Source organism: Wolbachia endosymbiont (group B) of Eupithecia inturbata (genome assembly GCF_964030915.1).
Classification (GTDB): domain Bacteria; phylum Pseudomonadota; class Alphaproteobacteria; order Rickettsiales; family Anaplasmataceae; genus Wolbachia.
Genome location: NZ_OZ034987.1, coordinates 1539509 through 1559912 on the forward strand (window position 1 = coordinate 1539509; position 20404 = coordinate 1559912).

Sequence of the window (20404 nt, forward strand, 5' to 3'; positions counted from 1 at the left end):
TTATTTTTTGCCATTCAAACAACCAATTTGAGCATTCCAAAGTTCTTTATAAAGACCGTGCTTAGAAACTAGTTCAGCGTGTTTACCATCTTGGACAATTTTTCCTTTGTTAAATACTAGAATTCGGTCCATGTGTAAAAGTGTAGAAATACGGTGTGCTATAGTAATCGTAGTTTTATTTTTCATCAGTTTAAATAAACTCATTTGAATTGTTTTTTCTGTTATAGAATCTAACTGACTAGTTGGTTCATCGAGAAATAATATTGGAGCGTTTTTTAAAAATGCCCTGGCTATTATTATTCTTTGTCTTTCTCCTCCAGATAGCTTGATGCCTTTTTCTCCAACTGTAGTTCCATATTGATCTGGTAGAGTCATAATGAAATCGTGAATACCAGCCAGCTTTGCAGCTCTCATTATTTCTTCTATAGTAGATTGAAGTTTACCATATATGATGTTTGCTAAAATAGTATCATGAAATAACAATGGGTCTTGAGGTATTACAGATATTTGTTGCCTCAAAGAACTCTGTGTAACTTCTGATACTATTTGATTATCAATCTGTATATTACCTTTTTTAACATCAAATAGCCTTAGAATTAAGTTTATAAAAGTAGATTTACCACCTCCAGAATAACCAACTAGACCTACCTTTTCGCAAGGATTAATGGTAACTGAGAAATCTTGAAATAATGGCTCCTGACCTTCATAAGAAAAAGAAACATTGTTAAACGTTATTCTTCCACTTAATAAATTTAATTCTTTAGCATTTTCCTTATCTTGAATTTCTGGTACGGTAGTCAAGATTGGCAATGCATCTGAAACTTTGCCGAAATGAGTAGAAAATTGGGTAAGATTCCTAGTTAGATGGTTAAGAAACTCTATAATCGATATATTAATTCCAAGTACAAGAACAATATCTCCTATTGCGATTTTGTTCAATTGATAATCATGAATTAAAAAATACAAGTTTACTGCTTGGAGTATATCGAATGAATAGCCATATATAAACCAAAGACAAAAGTATGCCCATTGTAATTTTCTCTCTGCAATAGTTCTTTTCTTGCATATTTGAAAAAATTTGTGTCTCTCATGTGCTTGCTGAGAAAATAACCTTACTGATATAACATTTAAAATACTATCTGCTATACTAGCTATTACTTGTGAATTTTGTTTAGAGTAATTATCAGCTAGTTCAGTAAGTACACGAAAGCTGAAAATCGATACTAAAATAAAAATGCTTACCCAAGTGAATGTAGCGATTGCAAATTTTATGTTTACTAATGATAAGGTATAAATAGCTAAGACTAATGCTATGCTGTAACCGAAAAAACAATCTATAAGCAATCTTATTAACTCTATCACACTATCCATTAAGTTACTGACCTTATGTACTAAGCTTCCAGATAAATTGTTCTGATAATAGGAATGGTCGTGTTGGAGTAGCCTACAAAAAGACATATCAGCTATCTTTTGACGCATTAAGGTAAACATTCGAATGTCAACAAAATAGCCATAGAATCTAAAAGCAGTAGTGATAAGTAATGCCATACCAAGATAAGCGCTTACAGGTAATAAAAGATTTTCAATTACATTACCTTCCTGATATTTTACAGCTGTATCTAGAATATTTTTTACTAAATACTTTCTAAAAGACAAATCAACAGCTACCACCAGGGCAACTAAAGACATTATAAGTACATTAAGTTTGAATTTAGATACTATATTCAGGATGAACATCAATACACATTTGAAGCTATCAACTCTACTTCTGTTCATTTATAATGCTAGCTCCACTACGTTGACTTTTTTATTGAGAAATACAAGTAGTGAAAACCATAAATTTTTGTATATTTTTCCTGAGATGTCTCCAGCATCATGTAGTGCTGATGCTTGATTGAGAATAAGTAGCTTATATAAATCTCGCTTAGCCTTAGTACTCACTTTTACCCACAAGTATAAAAAGCAAGTAAGATAGAGAAAAATATACTGAGTAAGATGAGGTAAAAATGTGTGAAGTAAATAGAAATGTACAATGTGCTGATGGCTTAGGAGATAAATGGCTAGAAAAAGAGTTGAGACATGTTAATCTGGGAGATGTAAGGCTTAATAAAAGACTTATTAAAACAAGCTATTTAATAGAGAATAAGGCGTCTGGGTCAATTAATCAAAGCTGTGTAGGATGGAAAGAAGCTAAAGGTGCATACAGATTATTTAGCAATGAAAAGCTTGAAGCTAAGGAAATTTATTCTTCCCATTATAAAGAAACTATAGAAAGGATAAAAGGAGATGAGATTGTATTTTCAGTTCAAGATACAAGATACTGTCTCTCATGTCAACTGATTATTTCACTAAATCACCATTAAATGGTTGATTATTTTTTAAAATACCAAAAACCACATGCATTAATTTTCTCATTAATGCGACAATTATTACCATTGGACATTTTCCTTTGCTTGCTAAACGTTGGCAAAACTTTTGAAAGTGAGAATTATGATTCTTGACTACTATAGCTGGCATATAAAGAGTTTTGCGAATACGTTCCGACCCTATTTTACATATTCTACTTTTTTTACTGACAGATGAACCTGATTGGTAATATTCAGGATTTAGACCGGCAAAGGCTGTAAATTGTCTAGCATTATCAAAATTATCAACAGATGGCATTTCTGCAACGATAGCAACAGCAGTAAGATGTCCTATACCTTTTACAGTCTTGATGTTTTCTATCATATTTTTTAGGTGTGAATGGTTATTAACATGCTCACAAATCTCTTTTTCTATAGCAGAAATTTCTGTTTCTATTGTAGCAACTACTTCAAGTATGGCTTGCTTACAACGGGAATCCATATTTTTATTTTCCAAGCGATTCATCTGTTGTAACTTGTCGTCTTTAAGTGCTTGCAAACAACGATAGAGATCTCTTAAACGCTTGACTTCAGTAGGCGCAGGTTTCCAAAGATTAGGTTTATTAGCAATACAAAACCTAGCAATCATGGCAGCATCTGACTTATCTGTTTTGTTTCTGAGTAGCTCACTTTTGCCAAAAGCTTTGATTTGAGCAGGGTTTACCACACTTACATTATGTCCAAGGTCATACATAAAATTAACTATATTTTCACTATAACAACCAGTCGCTTCTAGGCAGAGATGAATAAGGACTGCTCCGTGATTATTACACCAAGCTACAAGCTTTTCAAAACCTTCCTTGTTATTGTGAAAAACTTTATGTCGTTCTTTGTTGTCTATCAATAAACAAGCATCAAGTTTCTTTTTAGAAATGTCTACACCTAAAATAGCATTGACTTGCATAAAATTTCCTCTAGGACTATAACGAATTGAGAGTTTAGACCAACCTTGTAATACGGGATATAATTCCAAAGATACTGTTCTGTCTTTTAACTCTATATGGGAAGGGAGCAAAATCTTTTTGTCAGCCTTTTTGGCATAAGTAATCTATCGGCTTCACCTTCCCTGCAAGACATTTTAGCTACAATGCCCTACTCCTTGAAGATACAAGAAGTCTAGTACTTACTTTTACTAAGTCGAAAGAAGTATGTAGCTTAAAACTCCACCACTCATTAAGTATTTAATCTCAGTTGCGGTTTGTACACAGCATTTGAGTTGTATTGATTGCTTTGAATTATCCTGTCTTTTAATGATACATTCTAGATTTCCATTTGATACTATTTCACCTTGTATGCTTATTATCTCACTACCATCAAATATCTTTCTGGTTATTCCATTTTGGAATATAAGTGGAAGAACACCCATGCCGACCAAGTTGGACCTATGTATGCGTTCAAAACTTTCTGCAATCACAGCTTTAATTCCCAGTAATGCAGTACCCTTTGCTGCCCAATCCCTACTTGAACCTGTACCATATTCTTTTCCTGCAATGACAACTAATGGAACAGCTTCTCTTTTATATTGCATTGCTGCATCAAAAATTGACATAGTTTCTTGAGAAGGAATATGTTTTGTATAGCCACCCTCAGCGCTCACCATTTTATTTCTTATTCTGATATTAGCAAAGGTTCCACGCATCATTACGTTGTGGTTACCGCGGCGAGATCCATATGAATTGAAATCTTGCGGTTCAACTCCAAGACCTTTTAAATATATGCCTGCAGGACTATTTGAGGCAATATTTCCAGCAGGGGAAATGTGGTCGGTAGTGACGCTATCGCCAAACATCGCTAGTATTTGCGCATTCTTTATATCAACTATGTTGCTTCCATTGTTCTTAGTCGATAAATTATCAAAATAGGGAGGGTTTTGTATATAAGTGCTTTTCGCGTCCCAATCATAGATTTCACCTTTCTCACACTTTATCTTTTGCCAATGCTCATCACCAGAAAAAACATCCTTATACTTTTGTATGAACATTTCACGCGTCACAACACTTTTAACACAGCTCTCAACTTCATTATTTGTTGGCCATATATCTTTGAGATAGACATCATTTCCATTCTTATCTTTGCATATTGAATCTTTTGTCAAATCAATTTGCACAGTGCCTGCAAGTGCATATGCAACAATAAGTGGCGGAGATGCCAAGTAATTAGCTTTGACTAACGGATGAATTCTTCCTTCAAAGTTACGATTGCCAGACAAAACTGCAGCAACAGTTAAGTTTTTGTTTTTTATATCATCCTCTATATCCTTATTAAGTGGACCAGAATTTCCAATGCAAGTTGTGCAGCCATATCCAACTAGATTAAAACCCAAAGCATTTAGATCTACCTGCAATCCAGACTTTTCTAAATATTCTGTCACAACTTGTGACCCTGGAGCAAGAGAAGTTTTAACCCAAGGCTTTGATTTTAATCCAAGTTTAATTGCATTACGAGCTACAAGACCTGCAGCAATCATCACACTTGGATTTGAGGTGTTAGTGCAGCTTGTTATTGCTGCAATCACTACGCTGCCACTCTGGAGCTGATCGCCATAGATAGGTTCCAACGGAGGTCTGTTTGTCTCATTAATAGGCAAAGATGTAGAAAAAGATTCCGCTACTTCTGAAAGGAAAATCTTATCCTGTGGTCTTTTAGGACCAGCCATCACTGGCTTTACGCTTGATAAATCAAGCTCTAGTGTGTCAAAAAATGCTAACTCATTACTGCTACGCCACAATCCCTGCTCTTTTGAATAGACTTCAACTAATTTGATCAGCTCTTCTGGTCGCCCTGTTAAATGTAAATAATCGAGTGTTTTCTGATCAATTGGAAAAAACCCACAAGTTGCACCATACTCTGGGGCCATGTTAGCTATAGTGGCCCTGTCTGCTAGAGATAAATAATCTAAACCATCACCATAAAATTCTACAAATTTACCAACAACACCTTTTGTTCTTAGGATACTGGTAACCGTCAGCACTAAATCAGTCGCAGTTACTCCTTCCGGTAGTCTGCCAATTAATTTAAATCCAACTACTTCTGGAATCACCATACTAATTGGTTGACCAAGCATCACAGACTCAGCTTCTATGCCTCCAACACCCCAACCAAGGACTGATAACCCGTTAATCATTGTAGTGTGACTGTCAGTACCAACTAAAGTGTCAGGATATATGACCCCATCATTATTACACACAACTTGCGCTAAATACTCAAGGTTTACTTGATGGCAAATTCCAGTACCTGGTGGTACTACTCTAAAATTTGTGAAGGACGACTCTCCCCACTTTAAAAATTGATATCTCTCCAAATTTCTTTTTACTTCTAGCTCAACATTTTTACTGAATGCGGAAGTGCTTCCATAACTATCTACTTGAACAGAGTGATCGATCACAAGATCAACAGTTACAGATGGATTTATTTTGCTTGGGTTACCTCCGTTTTTCTTCACATAATTACGCATTGAAGCTAAGTCAACGACAGCAGGAACTCCTGTGAAATCCTGCATCAAAACCCTTGCTGGCTTGTAGCTAATTTCGTGATTAATGTGTTTCTTGACGCAATTTGCTAATATCTTTATGTCATCTAATTTAACGCTTACTCCATCTTCGTTGCGCAATAAATTTTCAAGCAATACCTTGAGTGAACAAGGCAATTTGGTTAAATTTACTCCTAAGAATTTACCAGCGTTACTTAGGTTAAAGTAGTTATATAACCTTCCATCAATATTTAAAGTCGTCTTTGCATTTAAAGAATTGTTCATCCTGTATTAGTTAAAATTGGAATTACTAGCGCTACTTTTTTGTTGTTGACTTTGCTGCTGATACATAGTTTCAAAATCTATAGGATCTAGCATAAGTGGAGGAAACCCACCACTACTTGTAGTTCTTGCAATTACTTCTCTTGCAAAAGGAAAAAGAAAAGTAGGCCCGCCAATAAACAAAGCTTGTCTTACTTCCTCTTCACTCAACTCTTTCAAATTTTCTATTGAAAAAATACCACAATACTTTATCTCACAAATGAAAGCTATACCATTTTTTATATCTTCATCTTTTACCGTCGCTTTGACTTCTATATGCAAAGTAATTTCATGAAAAGGTTTTTCTTCATTTATTCCTTCTTTGCTTTCCGTTCCTTCTAATTTTGCTGAATTAATATTAACCGTTACATTAATATCGGGGGCTTTACTAGAAGGAAGGAATGGCGAATTTGGATTCTCAAACGAAAGATCTTTGACATACTGACCATGAATTTTCATTTTGTGTTGTAACATTTCTTACTTCTCCTTTAATTAAGTTGAGATATTTAATACTTTCTTATATAATATATTCATTTATAAACGAATAGCAAACCTAACTATAGGCTAATATGCAAAACATATTTTTATCAATAATTAATAATATTTAGATACTTTATATACCAAGGGGTTAAGTTACCATGATAGAGCTTGTAATATATGCTTTACTAGCGGCGTTTATTTTTTCACGCTTATACAATTCTTTAGGAAGATCAGCCAGTCTCAACCTAAAAAAGCTAACAGTTGTATTGGATGCAAGTCAAAGTAAAGAGGATGTGGTAGAAAATATCGAAGATTATATTTATAGCAACGACAAAAGTTCAATAGAAGCTACTTATAAACAAATATTACAAAAAAACAGAGAGTTCTCTATTTTCAATTTTATAGAAGGTTCAAGCATAGCTTTTGAATTAATAATTAAATATTTTAACCAAGGGAATTTACCTCAATTAAAATCCCTTCTGGACAAAGATTTGTATAACAGCTTTGTGGATAAGATTAAGCATCGTAAAGAGATACACGAGTCTATAATTGTTTCTATCGTTTCACAAAAGATCTTAGAAATAAAGCTAGTAAAAAACGTAATATTTATTGCAGTATATTTCCTTTCAGAGCAAATTAACTTCGTTAAGAATAATGAAGGAGATATCATATCAGGTAGTATGTCTACTATTAACAAAGTTGAGGATGTATGGCAATTCAAAAAAAATATTAATTCATCAGATCCAACCTGGTTGCTTGTTTCCATTAACTACAAGAAGGCAAGTACCGATAAAAATTTAACAGCAAATGACAAGTAAGATTAGTTACACCGATGGAAAGTAGGCTACGAGAAATAGTACTTGATACTGAAACTACAGGTCTTGACACTGAGTCTGGCCATCGAATTATTGAGATAGGATGTGTAGAACTAATTAACCGTATTCCAACAGGTAAAACATTTCATCGATATCTTAATCCAGAGAGAGATATACCTTACCACTCATTTAAGATTCATGGTATTAGTGAGGAGTTTTTGGAAGATAAGCCACTATTTTCAGATGTTGCACTTGAATTTCTTGACTTCATATCTAATGACATCTTGGTAATTCATAATGCTGAGTTTGATATTAAGTTCCTTAATATGGAGTTAAACAAGTTGAATGCCGGGTTAATTTCCTCAGATAGAGTGCTAGATACATTACCACTTGCAAGAAAAAAGTTTGTAGGATCACCTGCTTCTTTAAATGCATTATGCAAGCGTTTTGATATATCGCTAGAAGGTAGAGAGTTACACGGAGCATTAGTTGATGCTCAATTGCTTGCAAAGGTCTATGTTGAGCTTACAGGAGGATTGCAAACCTTTTTATTTAATAATGAATGTGCTCAGGACAATAACTCTACGTTTATTCAGCATAAAGTGCGTAATTTAGCTCGCAGAGAACATTCACCAAGTATTAAAGAAATTGATGAGCATAAGAAATTGTTAGATAAAATTAACAACCCACTTTGGAAGGAATATATTGAATCAATCAACTAATCAATATATGATTTAACTTTATTGGAAACGCTTTAATGATAAAGTTTATAAGGTTATTGTCTAGTTTGCTAATAACAGTAGCAGCTATCTTCTTAGGTTATTGTTATTTTACCAAGCAAGGCATATTTGTTTCACAAAATACAGAAATTAAGGTAGGTGGAGATTTTTCTTTGATCAATCAAGACGGACAAACAGTACGCAGTAGTGATTTTAAAAATAAGTATATGATGATTTTTTTCGGATTTTCCTCATGCAAAAGAATTTGCCCTATGAATCTCGGCATAATTTCAGAAACACTTGCAAAGTTAGATAAGAAAACTGACAATAAGCTACAAACATTTTTTATCACAGTTGATCCTGAGCGCGATAACACAGAAAGGCTTAAAGAATTTCAGCAGCAATTTGACCATAGAATACAAATGCTAACTGGTGAAAGACAAAAAATAGATGAAGTAGTTGCAAAGTATAAAGTATATGCAAGTAAAGTAGATGGAGAAGAGGAAATTAACCATTCTTCAATGATATACCTTATTAGCCCTGAAGGAAAATATGTCACACACTTTGTAGCTGATTTAAATTCAGATGAAAGTCAATCTGATAAGATTCTGGCTGAGATAAAAAAATATGTAAGCTGAACTAAAGAGCTTAGCTTACTTTAAATTTATGCTAACAGCTATTTTGATTAAACTAAGTCGTTTTTTTAATTTTTTCTAGGATCAACTCAGCAGCTTTTTGTTCAGCAATTTTCTTACTAGAAGCGCATGCAGAAACTTTGCCATAATTCTCTATGAAAATTGATATAGTAAACTCAGGATTGTGTGCTGGTCCAGTTTGTTTTACAAGTTCATACTCTGGTAAAGGTAATTTGTTTTTCTGAGTCCACTCTTGCAGTGAAGTTTTAGGATCTTGAGGAGGATCGAGGATGTCTTTAGCTAGCTTTTCCCAATGTCGGATAATAAATTTTTCAACACTCTCAAGTCCACCGTCAATATAAATTGCACCTATTAGTGCCTCAAGCGAATTTTCTAAATTTTTTAAGTTACATTTCCCTCCGTTGCAACGTTCACTATTATTCATGATGATAAAGTTACCTAACTCTATTTCTTTAGCAACATTAGCAATGGTACTGCCACAAACTAGATCCGTTTTTCTTTTTGCCAATGCTCCTTCTTTTTCTTCAGGAAACATTTTAAACAGCATAGCAGATACAACCATGTTCAAAATACTATCACCCAAAAACTCTAGCCTTTCGTAGCTTACGATCTGGTCTTCGCTATTCCTTTTATTTACGCTTGGATGGGTTAATGCCTCTTCTAATATTGCATGATCTGTAAATTTATAATTAATAACTTTAGATATTATATCGTTCAAAACTTTCATGTTCATCATTCAAAAGAAAAGCACTCCCTATCATACCTTTACACTAAAAAGTTAGCTCTACTTTACTAAAACAATATCAATAACTTCCAAAATTAATGTATACAACCCACTGCTTCAGTAATGTTACTAAATCCATCTCTTTTTACCAATTCTGCAAGCTCCAGATTGATTTTGTTCACAACTTGATGCCCCTGATATACGAGAGCAGTGTACAGTTGTACTAAAGAGGCTCCTGCCTTTATTTTTTCATATGCGTCAATACCACTTGAAACTCCCCCACATCCTATCAATAGAATCCTGCTCTTAGTAAGCTTGTACATATCACTCAATAACTCGGTTGAAAGTTGAAACAATGGTCTGCCGCTCAACCCACCACTCTCATTATAGTAAGAATCTCGACTTATCGTAGTGTTGCTTACTATTAAGCCGTCAATTTTATATTCTAGTGTAAGCTCAGCGATATTTTCTTTTGTTTGCTGATCTATATCTGGAGAAATTTTTAATATTATCGGTATGGATTCAGAGCTATCGATTGATTTTCGGGTTAGAGTGATAGATTTCAACAATTTGGATAATTCTTGTTTATTGTGCAAATCGCGCAAGTTAGGTGTGTTTGGGGATGAGATGTTCAGTACTATATAATTGCTCTTTCCATATACTATCTTTATTAAGTCAACATAATCGCTGATTTGGTCCTTTGATGTACTGTTTCTTCCTATATTTATACCAAAAATACAATCACCAAGTTTAGTTTCACTTATCTGTTTAAGAAAATAGTCTACTCCTTTATTATTAAATCCCAATCTATTAATTATTCCTTCATCTTTAATTAATCGAAAAATTCTCGGTTTTTTGTTTCCATATTGGGGATGTTTAGTTACAGTACCAGCCTCAATAAATCCAAAACCAAATGAGAGCATCGGCTTTACAACTTCCGCATTTTTATCAAAACCTGCAGCAAGACCTACAGGACTCCTAATTTTATTACCAAAAAAGTTTACATTTAAAGACTTAGGTAGTTCTATAGGTTTCCTATAGGGCATCTTTTTTAACGCCGTTATTACCAAGGAGTGAGCAATTTCAGGCGGCAGTAAAAACAATAAATTACGTAATATCATTTTGTAAAACACTTTGCTTATTTTTAGTTTATTTTTTACCATGCAACAAGAATAACTTAGAAAGCTTGAGGTTTATCAAAATAGTAAGTATATAGTTTCTATGAGTAGTAAAAACTAATTTTTCTGAAGGGAAACCAGAACTTGATCAGTATTTTTATCTACTAATTCGAGGTAGCCAAATTTGTTAATTTGAGATTTTATTAGTATAGGAATCTTATTTCTATTTAAATAAAATCCCTGTTTTGATTGTTTATTAATCCGCAACCTTACATCCCCATTTTTCCAAGCAAGCATCTTATTTATTCCAGATTTTTCTTTACAATTATCTTCATTTACAAATCCTAAGTATTCATCTTCTGAAGAAGATATTGCAATCTTGCATATTCTATACCCTACCCAATTCCCTAGATATGGATCAGTATCGTCTTTTTCGTGAAGCTTGAACTCTCCTTTGACATATTCCCATGGAGCTTTTGCATCACCTACCTTTTTTAGAAAGAGTACGTCCTGATCAAAGTTTATAATGGTCCTTGTATGAAATGTTGTTAAGCTTGTGTCCCATAATAGTTTTTCTGTGATGCTAAAATGCTCTTTATCCTTTTGCATATTTTGAAATGATACGATTATCACATCTGCTCCAACTTCTCTTCCATAGTTAACATATTGACTAGCACGCCCATGTTTGGCTGTGAATGATGACTTACCTATTAACAGAAAGTCATTAAATAACGCATTATATATAGTCTGTGCACTGTAAGCTGTACCGACGTAAACCGGCTGTTTGTTGGATGAAGGGTACTTTTCTGGTGCAAGATGAGTATACGAGCTCTTTAATAAATAGTGAAAAGTGCAACTGGTAAGCAAGAAGGGCAAACCAATCAATAATAAAACTTCTGTTAATCTCTTTGGCATTTTACTGCTTATATTTTGAATATAGTATCTTATTTTTTTAAATATTTCATTAAAAGCCACACTTCTTGTTAAAATTTCAGAAGAAAAAACGATCTAATTGGAGTAAGAGGCCGGGACCGGAATTGAACCGGTATAAAAGGATTTGCAGTCCTCCGCATAAGCCATTCTGCCACCCAGCCGTTTTTTATGCATAGATATCCATTATATCTTTTAGCATAGATAAAGCATCCTCTCTTTTTCTTTGAAAAGTGTTACGCCCGATAATTGAACCATTACCACCGCCTTGCTTAATTTCTTTCGCTTCATTGCATATGTCATTCACTGATTTCGACTCGCCACCAGAAAAAACTACTATTCTTTTCCCTGCAAAACAAGATCTTTTAACATATTCAATTCTTTTAGATAATGACTCAATATTTTCTGTTTCTATTTTCTCCCTTTCCAAATAGTTAATTGGAAGTTTTACTTTGATTATATTAGCGCCAAGTAAAGCTGCTATGTGCGCAGCATAGGCAATAACATCAACTGCTGTTTCGCCTTCTTTGGAAATTCCTTCACCGCGTGGATAAGACCATAGCACTACGGCAAGGCCGCAAGACTTAGCCTCAGCTATAATTTCGCGAGCTTCTTCCATCATATCGAAGCACTTAGCAGAACCAGGATATATAGTAAACCCAACAGCTACGCAACCCAAACGCAGCGCATCTTTTACAGAAGCAGTTATTGCTTGATCAGAAGTTAAGTTTTTCGAGTGCAAGGAGTTAGCACTATTAAGCTTCAAAATAAGTGGTAGCATTCCAGCATAAGTTGAAGCACCAGCTTCGATCATACCAAGCGGAGCAGCATATGCGCTTACTCCCGAATCAACTGCAAGCTGAAAATGATAATGCGGATCGTAAGCATCAGGATTAACTTCAAAACTTTTTATTGGCCCATGCTCAAATCCTTGATCTACAGGAAGAATTACTAACTTGCCAATTCCACTAAGTTTTCCATGCATAAGAATACGAGCAAGATTTGCTTTTACTCCAGGATTTTCACTTTCGTAATAACTTAGGATTTGTTTTACTTCTTCACTCATTAATATCTTCAAATTTACTTAAAGTGTAGCAAAAACTATAGTTGAAGCAAAGACCTTTTTATACTCTTGCTCCTACACCTATATTTAAAGGTGTAACTTTAGGATCGGTGGTGTGCTGTTGTGGTTTTTCTTGAATTAAATCTTCAAAATACATTTTAACAATAGGAAGAATGAGTGGCATAAGCACTAATTTGTAGTCATACCATGCAAATTTTTCCTTGTAGCTAAATTCTGTGTCTTCTTCATATAAACGCTGAATGCAGTGTTCGCTATATAATTCAGAAGCTTTCGTAAAAGTTCTAAGTAAAGCAATAAGTAATAAATCCAATGCCAAATTAACTATCAGCATTGTTCCATATTGAACAGGCCAGCCATTTTGTGCAATTTCCGATGCTAAACTGCACACAGCAAACGCTACTGCAATACATATCACATAATTATCAGCAGCAATAAGTAAATTAAACCTTCGGTTGAATCTATCCATATTTCCTTCTTGTGAGCCTCTTTGTTTACTTGCTGCATAGATAATACTACAAAAGGATATAATAAATAACCATGGCCAAACTCCGATGCTGAATGCATAAAATTTATAAGCAATATTTTGCACTTTGCCACTGTTAGCAAGTTGTGATAAGCAATATTTGACTTGAGGCGACGGACCAAGTACCACATTTGCTAATATAAAAAATAAACATGCTCTATTCACAGCTTTCTCTCTACGCAATAGAATCTCATTGATTCTCCTTTGTTTTTCCTGCACTTCTCGCTGTAATGTTATAGATATGCCAGCTGCTTTTAAGTCGTTAAGATATTTCTCTAGCTTATCTTTATCTGCACTAAGTTTTTTAAACTTTTCTTCAGCTATTTTTTTCTCTTTCTCTCCTACTACTCTATCAACCTCAGTTGCGGATTAGCCAACGAAGTAAAGCTTAGAAATGCAGGGCTTTTTCGGCTGCATGGAATATGAAACAAGCGTAGAAAAAATGTGTACCAAAAAATTTATCGGTGATCTATGTCTTGTATGCTCAATCTCAAAGTTGTTTTTCAGAGAGCCAAAAACTGTCTCAATAATCGATCTTTTTCTTAACAAAATCTTCTCATTTAGCGCCATTAATGAGTTTTTCATACCCTTTTTTATACTGGTTACAAGCTTTAACCCTCTATCGAATAATTCGTGAAAAAGATCTTTTTTGATATATCCTTTATCTCCAAACAATAATCCAGTCAATTTCTGAGTTAAATTTGGCACAGGTTTTCTATCATCAATGTTGCCTTTTGTCACCGTAACCCCTTGAATTTCGCCAGCTTCGTTGATTACTAGATGTAGTTTAAAACCGAAAAACCACCCATAGGTAGTCTTTCCAATCTTTGCCAACCCTTTGAAAACTTTATTTCTCGAGGTCCTTTTTGGATGGCAAACAGCGATAGATGTTGCATCTATGTACGAAATCCCTGTCACTTTTGACTGTTCGCAAAACCATTGCATTAAGAGCACTAAATACCATAAAACCCTAGATTTTAGCCTAATAAACCTACTATAGGATGGCAATTTTGGAAACGCTGATTCGTATAATAATTTCAAATAATGCACATAGAAAATTTTAAAATTGTCGCACTTGGATTGGTGATATAGCAATATTATGGTAAGAATCTCTGAATGCGTAATCTCTGGCGTCCTGGTTGGTTTTTTGCTACTTGGTAGAAGTTTTTCTGCAAAATTCTTGTCAACTGAATTGCAAAAATCGTCGATCAGGCAAAATAATTCTGTTATATTTTCATTCATTGGTAACCTCTCTATTTTGTAAATAATTTTCCGAGGTTACCCTATTTTCCTGGCTTTTTCACTGATTTCTAATCCGCAACTGGGGTTATCAGGGTGACATTTTAATGAAGCTCTTCTAAAGTGCCGCTCAACTAACTTAAGTACATCATCAAACTCCTGGCTTATTACTTCTTCTGCTTTTATTCCCAGCCTTGAAAATAAGTTCTGTAAATCTTGATTACTGTAATATTGATTTCTAGTTAAACTTGCCACTATAGCCTCATTAAAAAATAGTGACTATACTACAAATTTAATACTCAAGCAAGAATTTAAACTATATTAAAAGCAATTTCTTGTTTATCCATATAAATCCTTAATTTCTTTCCTTTGATTAATTGACGATTCAGCATTTCTTCAGCCAAATGACTTTTTATCTCTTTTTCAATCAACCTCTCTATCGGACGTGCTCCCATTTCTTTGCTGTAGCCAGTTTGTGCAAGATAAAACTTTACTTCCTCTTCGACTGAGCAACTTATGCCCTTTTGCATAAGTTGCTTTTTCAATTCTTGAACAAATTTATCCACAATATACAAAATGACATCTAAATTGAGGTCAGCAAAAGAAATGACTGCATCCAAGCGATTACGAAATTCAGGGCTAAAAATCCGTTCTACTGCTTTTTCGCTATCACCAATATTAAAGTCCTTATACCCAAAGCCAATAGAACTTTTGCTACGCTCAAATGCACCTGCATTGGTTGTCATAATTAAAATTGTATTGGAAAAATTAACTTTACGCCCGTAAGTATCTGTAACATAACCATAATCCATGACTTGTAGTAATATATTGTAAATATCACTATGAGCTTTCTCAATTTCATCAAGAAGTACCACACTATATTGATTGTTAGATACAGATTCTGTAAGCAATCCACCTTGGTCGTAACCCACATATCCAGGAGGGGAACCAATCATTCTAGATATTGTGTGAGGTTCCATATACTCGGACATATCAAATCGTATAAGGTTCATACCCATATTCTGTGCTAATTTCTTTGCAAGCTCAGTCTTACCTACGCCAGTTGGTCCTGCAAAAAGATAATTTGCCAAGGGTTTACTGTAACTTCTCAGACCAGATTTAGCAATTTTAATAGAATTAACAAGAGACTCTATCGCTTGCTCTTGACCAAAAATGGCTTTCTTGAGATTTTCTTTCAAAGATTTTACTCTTTGCACATCATCAAGCTCGCAAGGTACGTTTGTAATCCTAGTGATAGTATTCTTAATATCTCTACTGTTTATAATTTTTCGCCTGTTTTTTTGTAACTTACAATATGCCCCTGCTTCATCTATAACATCAACTGCTTTATCAGGTAATATTCGCCCAGTAATATACTTGTGTGAAAGTTCAGCTGCAGATTTAATGGCATGTTTCGTGTAATACACTCCATGATACCTTTCATAGTAATGCTTTATACCATCTAGTATCTTTACTGTATCATTAATAGAAGACTCTTTTACATTAATTTTTTGAAACCTCCTTGCTAATGCTTTATCCTTTTCAAAGCTATTGCTATATTCTCTATATGTAGTTGCACCTATACAACGCAATGCACCTCTTGCAAGTGCAGGTTTGAGCAGATTGCCAGCATCAAGAAAGCTGCCACTTGTTGAACCCGCTCCAATAATAGTGTGTATTTCATCAATGAAAAGAATAGCGCCAGGTTTTGCCTCAATTACTTTTATTATAGATTTTATTCTCTCTTCGAAGTCACCTCTATAGCGTGTTCCTGCAAGAAGTGATCCTAAATCCAAAGCATAAATTATGCTGGATCTCAGTGCACTCGGAACACTACCTTCAATAATTTTCAATACCAAGCCTTCAACTATTGTTGTTTTACCAACACCTGGTTCTCCGACATATAAAGGGTTATTTTTTCTGCGTCTTAGCAAGATTTCTATAGTGCGATTTAATTCATAATCACGACCAATGACATAATCTATTTTTTTGCTTCTTGCATAATCATTTAAATTTCTACAATAATTTTGTAGAACTTCTTCATCTTTTAATAATTCACCTTTATTTGCTACAGTAGAGATATCGTTATTCTTATCAAGTTTTATCTTGCGATTAGTTACATATTCTTCTATATCACCTGAATATTTTATATTGGATATGTTATAAATCAAATTAGAATCCTTTGCATTCTGTTTGCGTAATAGCTCTTCAATGTATAAATCTTGCTCAGACAGAATCTCTAATAGAATACTTGCTCCATTTATTTCTTTTCTTCCCAGACGATGAGCTCGTATCATGGCTTTATGTATTATGCGTTGAAATAGCACATCAGGCTCAACTTTATTGACAGTTAATTCGGAGTTGTCTTGTAAAAAACCTTTTGTATTATTACCACGATCATTCCTTAATATAATATTATCTATATTTATGATTTCACCAGCTCTGATGTTACATCTTGATAAAACATAATTTACATCCACATCTTTGGTTAATGCTAGCAACAAATGTTCCACTTTTGCATATTTAAGCTTACAATTAGAAGCAATCTGTAACGCTCTATTTAAACTTGCCTCTAAATTTTTAGAAATCATCTATTCTCTTTAAAAGTGTAAATTTATATATAATTAGTAGCACACAATTATTAAAAAAACTGAAATCTAGCAGCTCGTTGTAGCCAAATTGAATTAAGCTACAGATTATAGTCCACACAGCCTAACATTATACCGTTGTGATAATCTCAAAACGTTATAAGCAGCAGAATTAAGATTATCAAATTGTAGGTAAATCTAATTTGGGCTAGCTATATATTCTTTCTACCATCCTCCAATCACTTCACTTTGCAGCAAGTTTACTGGAGCTTTTAAAGAATAGAAGAATAGTTAAGTACATTAATACGCTTTTTCTAGTACTCTGCTTTTCTTCTTAAATACATTGATCTTTTTTCTACCGTATTTAGCCTTTAACGTACTTGGCCTTTTAAAGATCTTTTTGCTGTTACGTTTTTGAGATTGCATACTACAATCAAAATTTGGCTCTCCTTCTTTATCTGCTAGTGCAGGCAGTCTTCTCTTATCTTGAGGTGTAACAAAAGATAATGCAAATCCTTCAGCTCCCGCACGTGCAGTTCTACCTATACGATGAACATAATCAGCTTGCGATTGTGGTACATCATAATTGATAACATGTTGAATGTGCGGAATATCAAGGCCGCGAGAAGCAACATCTGTTGCAACCATGATTTGATTGCGGCCACGACGAAAAGAATCAATGACTCTTTCACGCTTGTGCTGCCTTAAATCACCATGAATTGCCAAAGCGCTATAGTCATCTTTGTGCAATTTGTCAGCTAGCTGATCCGCTCCTCGCTTTGTTTTGACAAAAATAATGATCGATCCTTTGCGCTGACATAATTGTGTAACAAGCTTGCCATATTTTTCTGATTCTGATGCATAAACAACTTCTTGTTTAATTTTTACAGAAGTTGTAGCCTGGCAATCAACAGAAACACGCTCTGGTTGATTAAGATATTTTTCAGTAAGTTTTACTATTTCTCCAGGAAGAGTTGCAGAAAACATAAGATTTTGCCTTATTTTAGGCAAATGCTTCATAATTTCTTCAATCTGAATTCCAAAGCCCATATCAAACATACGATCCGTCTCATCAAGCACAAGAATACCAACATTCCGAGTAACTAAAGTTTTACGCTCAATATGGTCTATAATACGACCAGGAGTACCTATTATAATTTGTGGTTTTTTCTGAAGCTGATTTAGCTGCCTAAAAATAGGCTCGCCTCCGATCAACAAAGCAACTCTTAGTAAAGAACTTTGAGATAAGAGTTTTCTTATCTCACTTGTTACCTGATGAGCAAGCTCTCTGGTTGGCACGATGACTAAAGCTGAACCAATGCTTGGCTCATTCATCAATTTAGCAACCAGTGGAATAGCAAACGCTAAGGTTTTTCCAGTTCCCGTTTGAGCAGACCCAAGAATATCTTTGCCCTGAAGAGCTAGAGGAATCGCTTGCACCTGAATCGGGGTTGGAACACAAAGATTATTTTTACTTAGAGCTTGCCTAAGCAAAGTTGGAAGCCCCATTTCATGAAAATTACTCACAATACATTACCCTATTAAAAAGCTTCACGATAGACTAATCTTCCAATCTTAAATTTATTGCAGACTTTTTATCTTCTCCATTCCTACCACGCTCTTCTTTAAGCTCATAACTTACTCTTTCCCCTTTCATTCTTCTCTTTTTATCCTCTCCTCGAAGTGCATCAGGTCTTATTCCTGAACGTTCTAATGTACTAACATGTAAAAAAACGTCCTCACCTTGACCTTCTGGCTTGATGAAACCATAGCCTTTTTCAACATTAAACCATTTTATATTACCAAATTCCATATGGATAACTCCTAAACTACTAACTAATATTATTAATGTGATGAAAAACTTTGAAATTACGATTTAGAATGCTTTAAGCTTAGTTACTGCAACTAAACTTCTATACTCCATAGTCTATTCTTAACATTACATAGTAATAGTACACAATTATTGTACTTAATGCAACTAAAATTTTTAATCACTAAGTGAACCTGCTACTGTCATTTCGCTAACTTTAATCGTTGGTGAATTAAACTGCCCACAGAAAGTTAGGTCATTTGCAACAACTAAATTGCTAAACATATTTTTCAAATTGTCGGCAACAGTAATCTCGTGTATTGGATACGTTATTTTACCATTTTCTATAAAAAATCCGCATGCACCTTGACTATAATCGCCATTGATTAAATTAACACCAAAACCAAATAAATCAGTTACATATATTCCTTCTTTTACTTCGTCAATTAATTCCTTAAACGATCTATTACCATTTTTGAAATAGAAATTACTAGCTGAAGGAATAATTGCAGCATTACTTGCACGAGTTGCATTTGCGGTCGTTTCCAAGTTTAATTTCCTAGCCGAATATAGATCTAAAATCCAGTTTTGCAGTACTCCATTTTTTACAAATTCATTTCTTCTGCTCATTATTCCTTCCCCGTCAAACGGTCTTGATGTTATACCCCTTGGTAACAATGGGTCATCAATAATGCTAATCTCAGTATTAAAAATTTGATTATTTAAACTATTTCTCAAAAAAGAGCTATTATTTACAATATTGCTACCATTTATGGCAGAAGCAAAGCTCTTTAATAGCTCTTTTGCTGCTCTTTTTTCAAAAACAACCGGAAATTTGCCTGTCCTGATTGTACATGAACCCAATTGATCTATTGCTCTTTTTGCTGCTTCTTTCCCTATTGACTCCGGTGTTTTTAAATCACTGAAGTTGCATGCTACATCGTAATCGTAGCCTATTTTCATTTCACTCTTTTCTCCAGCAACAACAGAAACCTGATTAACAAAAGTTGACTTACTAAATGAACCAACAAAACCAGAAACGGTTGATAATACTGTATTTACTGAAGTATGTGAAGATGAAGCTCCTTCGGAATTAATAATATTTTTATGTGCAAGAGCTGAATTTTCTGTAGCTTCAGTAATTTCTTTTAATTTATCAATTGTTACAACATTATTATCTGAGATATTTAAATCTGCAGAAGAGATATAATTACTGCCATCTACAGCAAAACTAATATAAGGATCTTCCTGGGCATTCTTTGCCATTTCCACCACTTGGCTCACTGCACTACTAAGATTATTCAAATCGTTTGTGGAAATATACGCAGCTTTGTTCTTACCTGCTATAGCTCTAATTCCGACAGTACAGTTTCTAGATTGTGATATTTGTTCAATTTTTGATAGACGCTGAGAAACCGAGGTCTTATTAGTTTCATATATTGTAACTTCTGCGTCCTGATTCTGCTTTTTTATTAGTTTAGTGATATCTGCTGCAATATTTAATATATTCATTTTTCATTCCT

20 protein-coding genes and 1 tRNA gene are annotated in these 20404 nt (G+C 34.1%); 4 read left to right on the forward strand and 17 right to left on the reverse strand.

Going from position 1 to position 20404, the window contains the following annotated elements; all coding sequences use genetic code 11:
* Window positions 1-1776, reverse strand: coding sequence for an ABC transporter ATP-binding protein (locus ACQH21_RS07425; RefSeq protein WP_425384169.1), 1776 nt, complete (start codon window positions 1774-1776; stop codon window positions 1-3).
* On the reverse strand, window positions 1777-1941 hold the full coding sequence (locus ACQH21_RS07430; protein WP_425384135.1) for a hypothetical protein: 165 nt from the start codon (window positions 1939-1941) through the stop codon (window positions 1777-1779).
* A 65-nt stretch (window positions 1942-2006) separates the two neighbouring features.
* On the opposite strand from ACQH21_RS07430, the gene ACQH21_RS07435 reads away from it, so the two are divergent.
* Window positions 2007-2363, forward strand: a complete 357-nt coding sequence (locus tag ACQH21_RS07435) for an IS4/Tn5 family transposase DNA-binding protein (RefSeq protein ID WP_425384170.1) — start codon at window positions 2007-2009, stop codon at window positions 2361-2363.
* On the opposite strand, the gene ACQH21_RS07440 is transcribed toward ACQH21_RS07435, so the two are convergent.
* The 3 genes from ACQH21_RS07440 to secB form a co-directional block, all read right to left on the reverse strand.
* Window positions 2341-3309 carry an IS110 family transposase gene (locus ACQH21_RS07440; protein ID WP_425384089.1) on the reverse strand — a complete coding sequence of 323 codons (969 nt, stop codon included), beginning with the start codon at window positions 3307-3309 and terminating at the stop codon, window positions 2341-2343. The genes ACQH21_RS07435 and ACQH21_RS07440 overlap by 23 nt on opposite strands.
* Window positions 3310-3537: 228 nt before the next feature.
* Window positions 3538-6159 (reverse strand): aconitate hydratase AcnA, encoded by a 2622-nt coding sequence (acnA, locus tag ACQH21_RS07445; protein ID WP_425384171.1) that lies wholly within the window; start codon window positions 6157-6159, stop codon window positions 3538-3540.
* A 6-nt stretch (window positions 6160-6165) separates the two neighbouring features.
* Window positions 6166-6669, reverse strand: a complete 504-nt coding sequence (secB, locus tag ACQH21_RS07450; protein ID WP_064085710.1) for a protein-export chaperone SecB — start codon at window positions 6667-6669, stop codon at window positions 6166-6168.
* Window positions 6670-6833: 164 nt separating this feature from the next.
* Between secB and ACQH21_RS07455 the strand changes: the two genes are divergently transcribed.
* From ACQH21_RS07455 to ACQH21_RS07465, 3 genes are read left to right on the forward strand one after another with little or no spacing between them, the layout of a single operon-like run.
* Window positions 6834-7493, forward strand: a complete 660-nt coding sequence (locus ACQH21_RS07455; RefSeq protein WP_425384172.1) for a Tim44/TimA family putative adaptor protein — start codon at window positions 6834-6836, stop codon at window positions 7491-7493.
* Window positions 7494-7507: 14 nt separating this feature from the next.
* Window positions 7508-8212, forward strand: coding sequence for a DNA polymerase III subunit epsilon (gene dnaQ / locus ACQH21_RS07460; protein ID WP_010404360.1), 705 nt, complete (start codon window positions 7508-7510; stop codon window positions 8210-8212).
* Between the two features lie 35 nt (window positions 8213-8247).
* Entirely contained in the window at window positions 8248-8847 is a 600-nt protein-coding gene (locus ACQH21_RS07465) for an SCO family protein (protein WP_010404358.1), read from the forward strand.
* Window positions 8848-8899: 52 nt separating this feature from the next.
* On the opposite strand, the gene rnc is transcribed toward ACQH21_RS07465, so the two are convergent.
* From rnc to ACQH21_RS07525, 12 genes are all read right to left on the reverse strand, one after another.
* On the reverse strand, window positions 8900-9592 hold the full coding sequence (rnc, locus tag ACQH21_RS07470; protein WP_029237654.1) for a ribonuclease III: 693 nt from the start codon (window positions 9590-9592) through the stop codon (window positions 8900-8902).
* A gap of 92 nt (window positions 9593-9684) precedes the next feature.
* Window positions 9685-10752 carry a quinone-dependent dihydroorotate dehydrogenase gene (locus ACQH21_RS07475; RefSeq protein ID WP_265022872.1) on the reverse strand — a complete coding sequence of 356 codons (1068 nt, stop codon included), beginning with the start codon at window positions 10750-10752 and terminating at the stop codon, window positions 9685-9687.
* Between the two features lie 72 nt (window positions 10753-10824).
* Window positions 10825-11622 carry a hypothetical protein gene (locus tag ACQH21_RS07480; protein ID WP_006015735.1) on the reverse strand — a complete coding sequence of 266 codons (798 nt, stop codon included), beginning with the start codon at window positions 11620-11622 and terminating at the stop codon, window positions 10825-10827.
* A 107-nt stretch (window positions 11623-11729) separates the two neighbouring features.
* Window positions 11730-11801: transfer RNA gene (locus ACQH21_RS07485), tRNA-Cys, on the reverse strand.
* A 5-nt stretch (window positions 11802-11806) separates the two neighbouring features.
* Window positions 11807-12703, reverse strand: coding sequence for a class I fructose-bisphosphate aldolase (locus tag ACQH21_RS07490; RefSeq protein WP_010404347.1), 897 nt, complete (start codon window positions 12701-12703; stop codon window positions 11807-11809).
* Window positions 12704-12761: 58 nt separating this feature from the next.
* Entirely contained in the window at window positions 12762-13463 is a 702-nt protein-coding gene (locus ACQH21_RS07495) for a hypothetical protein (protein ID WP_425384173.1), read from the reverse strand.
* Window positions 13464-13613: 150 nt separating this feature from the next.
* Window positions 13614-14486: an IS982 family transposase gene (locus ACQH21_RS07500; RefSeq protein WP_425383942.1), complete on the reverse strand. Its 873-nt coding sequence runs from the start codon at window positions 14484-14486 to the stop codon at window positions 13614-13616.
* Window positions 14487-14522: 36 nt separating this feature from the next.
* On the reverse strand, window positions 14523-14738 hold the full coding sequence (locus ACQH21_RS07505; protein ID WP_425384174.1) for a hypothetical protein: 216 nt from the start codon (window positions 14736-14738) through the stop codon (window positions 14523-14525).
* A 56-nt stretch (window positions 14739-14794) separates the two neighbouring features.
* Window positions 14795-17074 (reverse strand): AAA family ATPase, encoded by a 2280-nt coding sequence (locus ACQH21_RS07510; RefSeq protein ID WP_425384175.1) that lies wholly within the window; start codon window positions 17072-17074, stop codon window positions 14795-14797.
* A 297-nt stretch (window positions 17075-17371) separates the two neighbouring features.
* On the reverse strand, window positions 17372-18598 hold the full coding sequence (locus ACQH21_RS07515; RefSeq protein WP_010404320.1) for a DEAD/DEAH box helicase: 1227 nt from the start codon (window positions 18596-18598) through the stop codon (window positions 17372-17374).
* 34 nt (window positions 18599-18632) lie between these two features.
* Entirely contained in the window at window positions 18633-18884 is a 252-nt protein-coding gene (locus ACQH21_RS07520; protein ID WP_425384176.1) for a cold-shock protein, read from the reverse strand.
* Window positions 18885-19058: 174 nt separating this feature from the next.
* The gene (locus ACQH21_RS07525; RefSeq protein WP_425384177.1) at window positions 19059-20393 is read right to left on the reverse strand and encodes a TldD/PmbA family protein; all 1335 of its coding nucleotides are present in this window, start codon (window positions 20391-20393) and stop codon (window positions 19059-19061) included.
* Window positions 20394-20404: the final 11 nt, after the last annotated feature.

What these genes read in the sequence shown, in the direction of transcription:
- ACQH21_RS07425 (WP_425384169.1), bottom strand. Translation starts at nt 1,776, where the DNA reads ATGAACAGAAGTAGAGTTGATAGCTTCAAATGTGTATTGATGTTCATC.
- ACQH21_RS07435 (WP_425384170.1), top strand. Translation starts at nt 2,007, where the DNA reads ATGTGTGAAGTAAATAGAAATGTACAATGTGCTGATGGCTTAGGAGAT.
- ACQH21_RS07440 (WP_425384089.1), bottom strand. Translation starts at nt 3,309, where the DNA reads ATGCAAGTCAATGCTATTTTAGGTGTAGACATTTCTAAAAAGAAACTT.
- acnA (WP_425384171.1), bottom strand. Translation starts at nt 6,159, where the DNA reads ATGAACAATTCTTTAAATGCAAAGACGACTTTAAATATTGATGGAAGG.
- secB (WP_064085710.1), bottom strand. Translation starts at nt 6,669, where the DNA reads ATGTTACAACACAAAATGAAAATTCATGGTCAGTATGTCAAAGATCTT.
- ACQH21_RS07455 (WP_425384172.1), top strand. Translation starts at nt 6,834, where the DNA reads ATGATAGAGCTTGTAATATATGCTTTACTAGCGGCGTTTATTTTTTCA.
- dnaQ (WP_010404360.1), top strand. Translation starts at nt 7,508, where the DNA reads ATGGAAAGTAGGCTACGAGAAATAGTACTTGATACTGAAACTACAGGT.
- ACQH21_RS07465 (WP_010404358.1), top strand. Translation starts at nt 8,248, where the DNA reads ATGATAAAGTTTATAAGGTTATTGTCTAGTTTGCTAATAACAGTAGCA.
- rnc (WP_029237654.1), bottom strand. Translation starts at nt 9,592, where the DNA reads ATGAAAGTTTTGAACGATATAATATCTAAAGTTATTAATTATAAATTT.
- ACQH21_RS07475 (WP_265022872.1), bottom strand. Translation starts at nt 10,752, where the DNA reads ATGGTAAAAAATAAACTAAAAATAAGCAAAGTGTTTTACAAAATGATA.
- ACQH21_RS07480 (WP_006015735.1), bottom strand. Translation starts at nt 11,622, where the DNA reads ATGCCAAAGAGATTAACAGAAGTTTTATTATTGATTGGTTTGCCCTTC.
- ACQH21_RS07490 (WP_010404347.1), bottom strand. Translation starts at nt 12,703, where the DNA reads ATGAGTGAAGAAGTAAAACAAATCCTAAGTTATTACGAAAGTGAAAAT.
- ACQH21_RS07500 (WP_425383942.1), bottom strand. Translation starts at nt 14,486, where the DNA reads ATGAATGAAAATATAACAGAATTATTTTGCCTGATCGACGATTTTTGC.
- ACQH21_RS07510 (WP_425384175.1), bottom strand. Translation starts at nt 17,074, where the DNA reads ATGATTTCTAAAAATTTAGAGGCAAGTTTAAATAGAGCGTTACAGATT.
- ACQH21_RS07520 (WP_425384176.1), bottom strand. Translation starts at nt 18,884, where the DNA reads ATGGAATTTGGTAATATAAAATGGTTTAATGTTGAAAAAGGCTATGGT.
- ACQH21_RS07525 (WP_425384177.1), bottom strand. Translation starts at nt 20,393, where the DNA reads ATGAATATATTAAATATTGCAGCAGATATCACTAAACTAATAAAAAAG.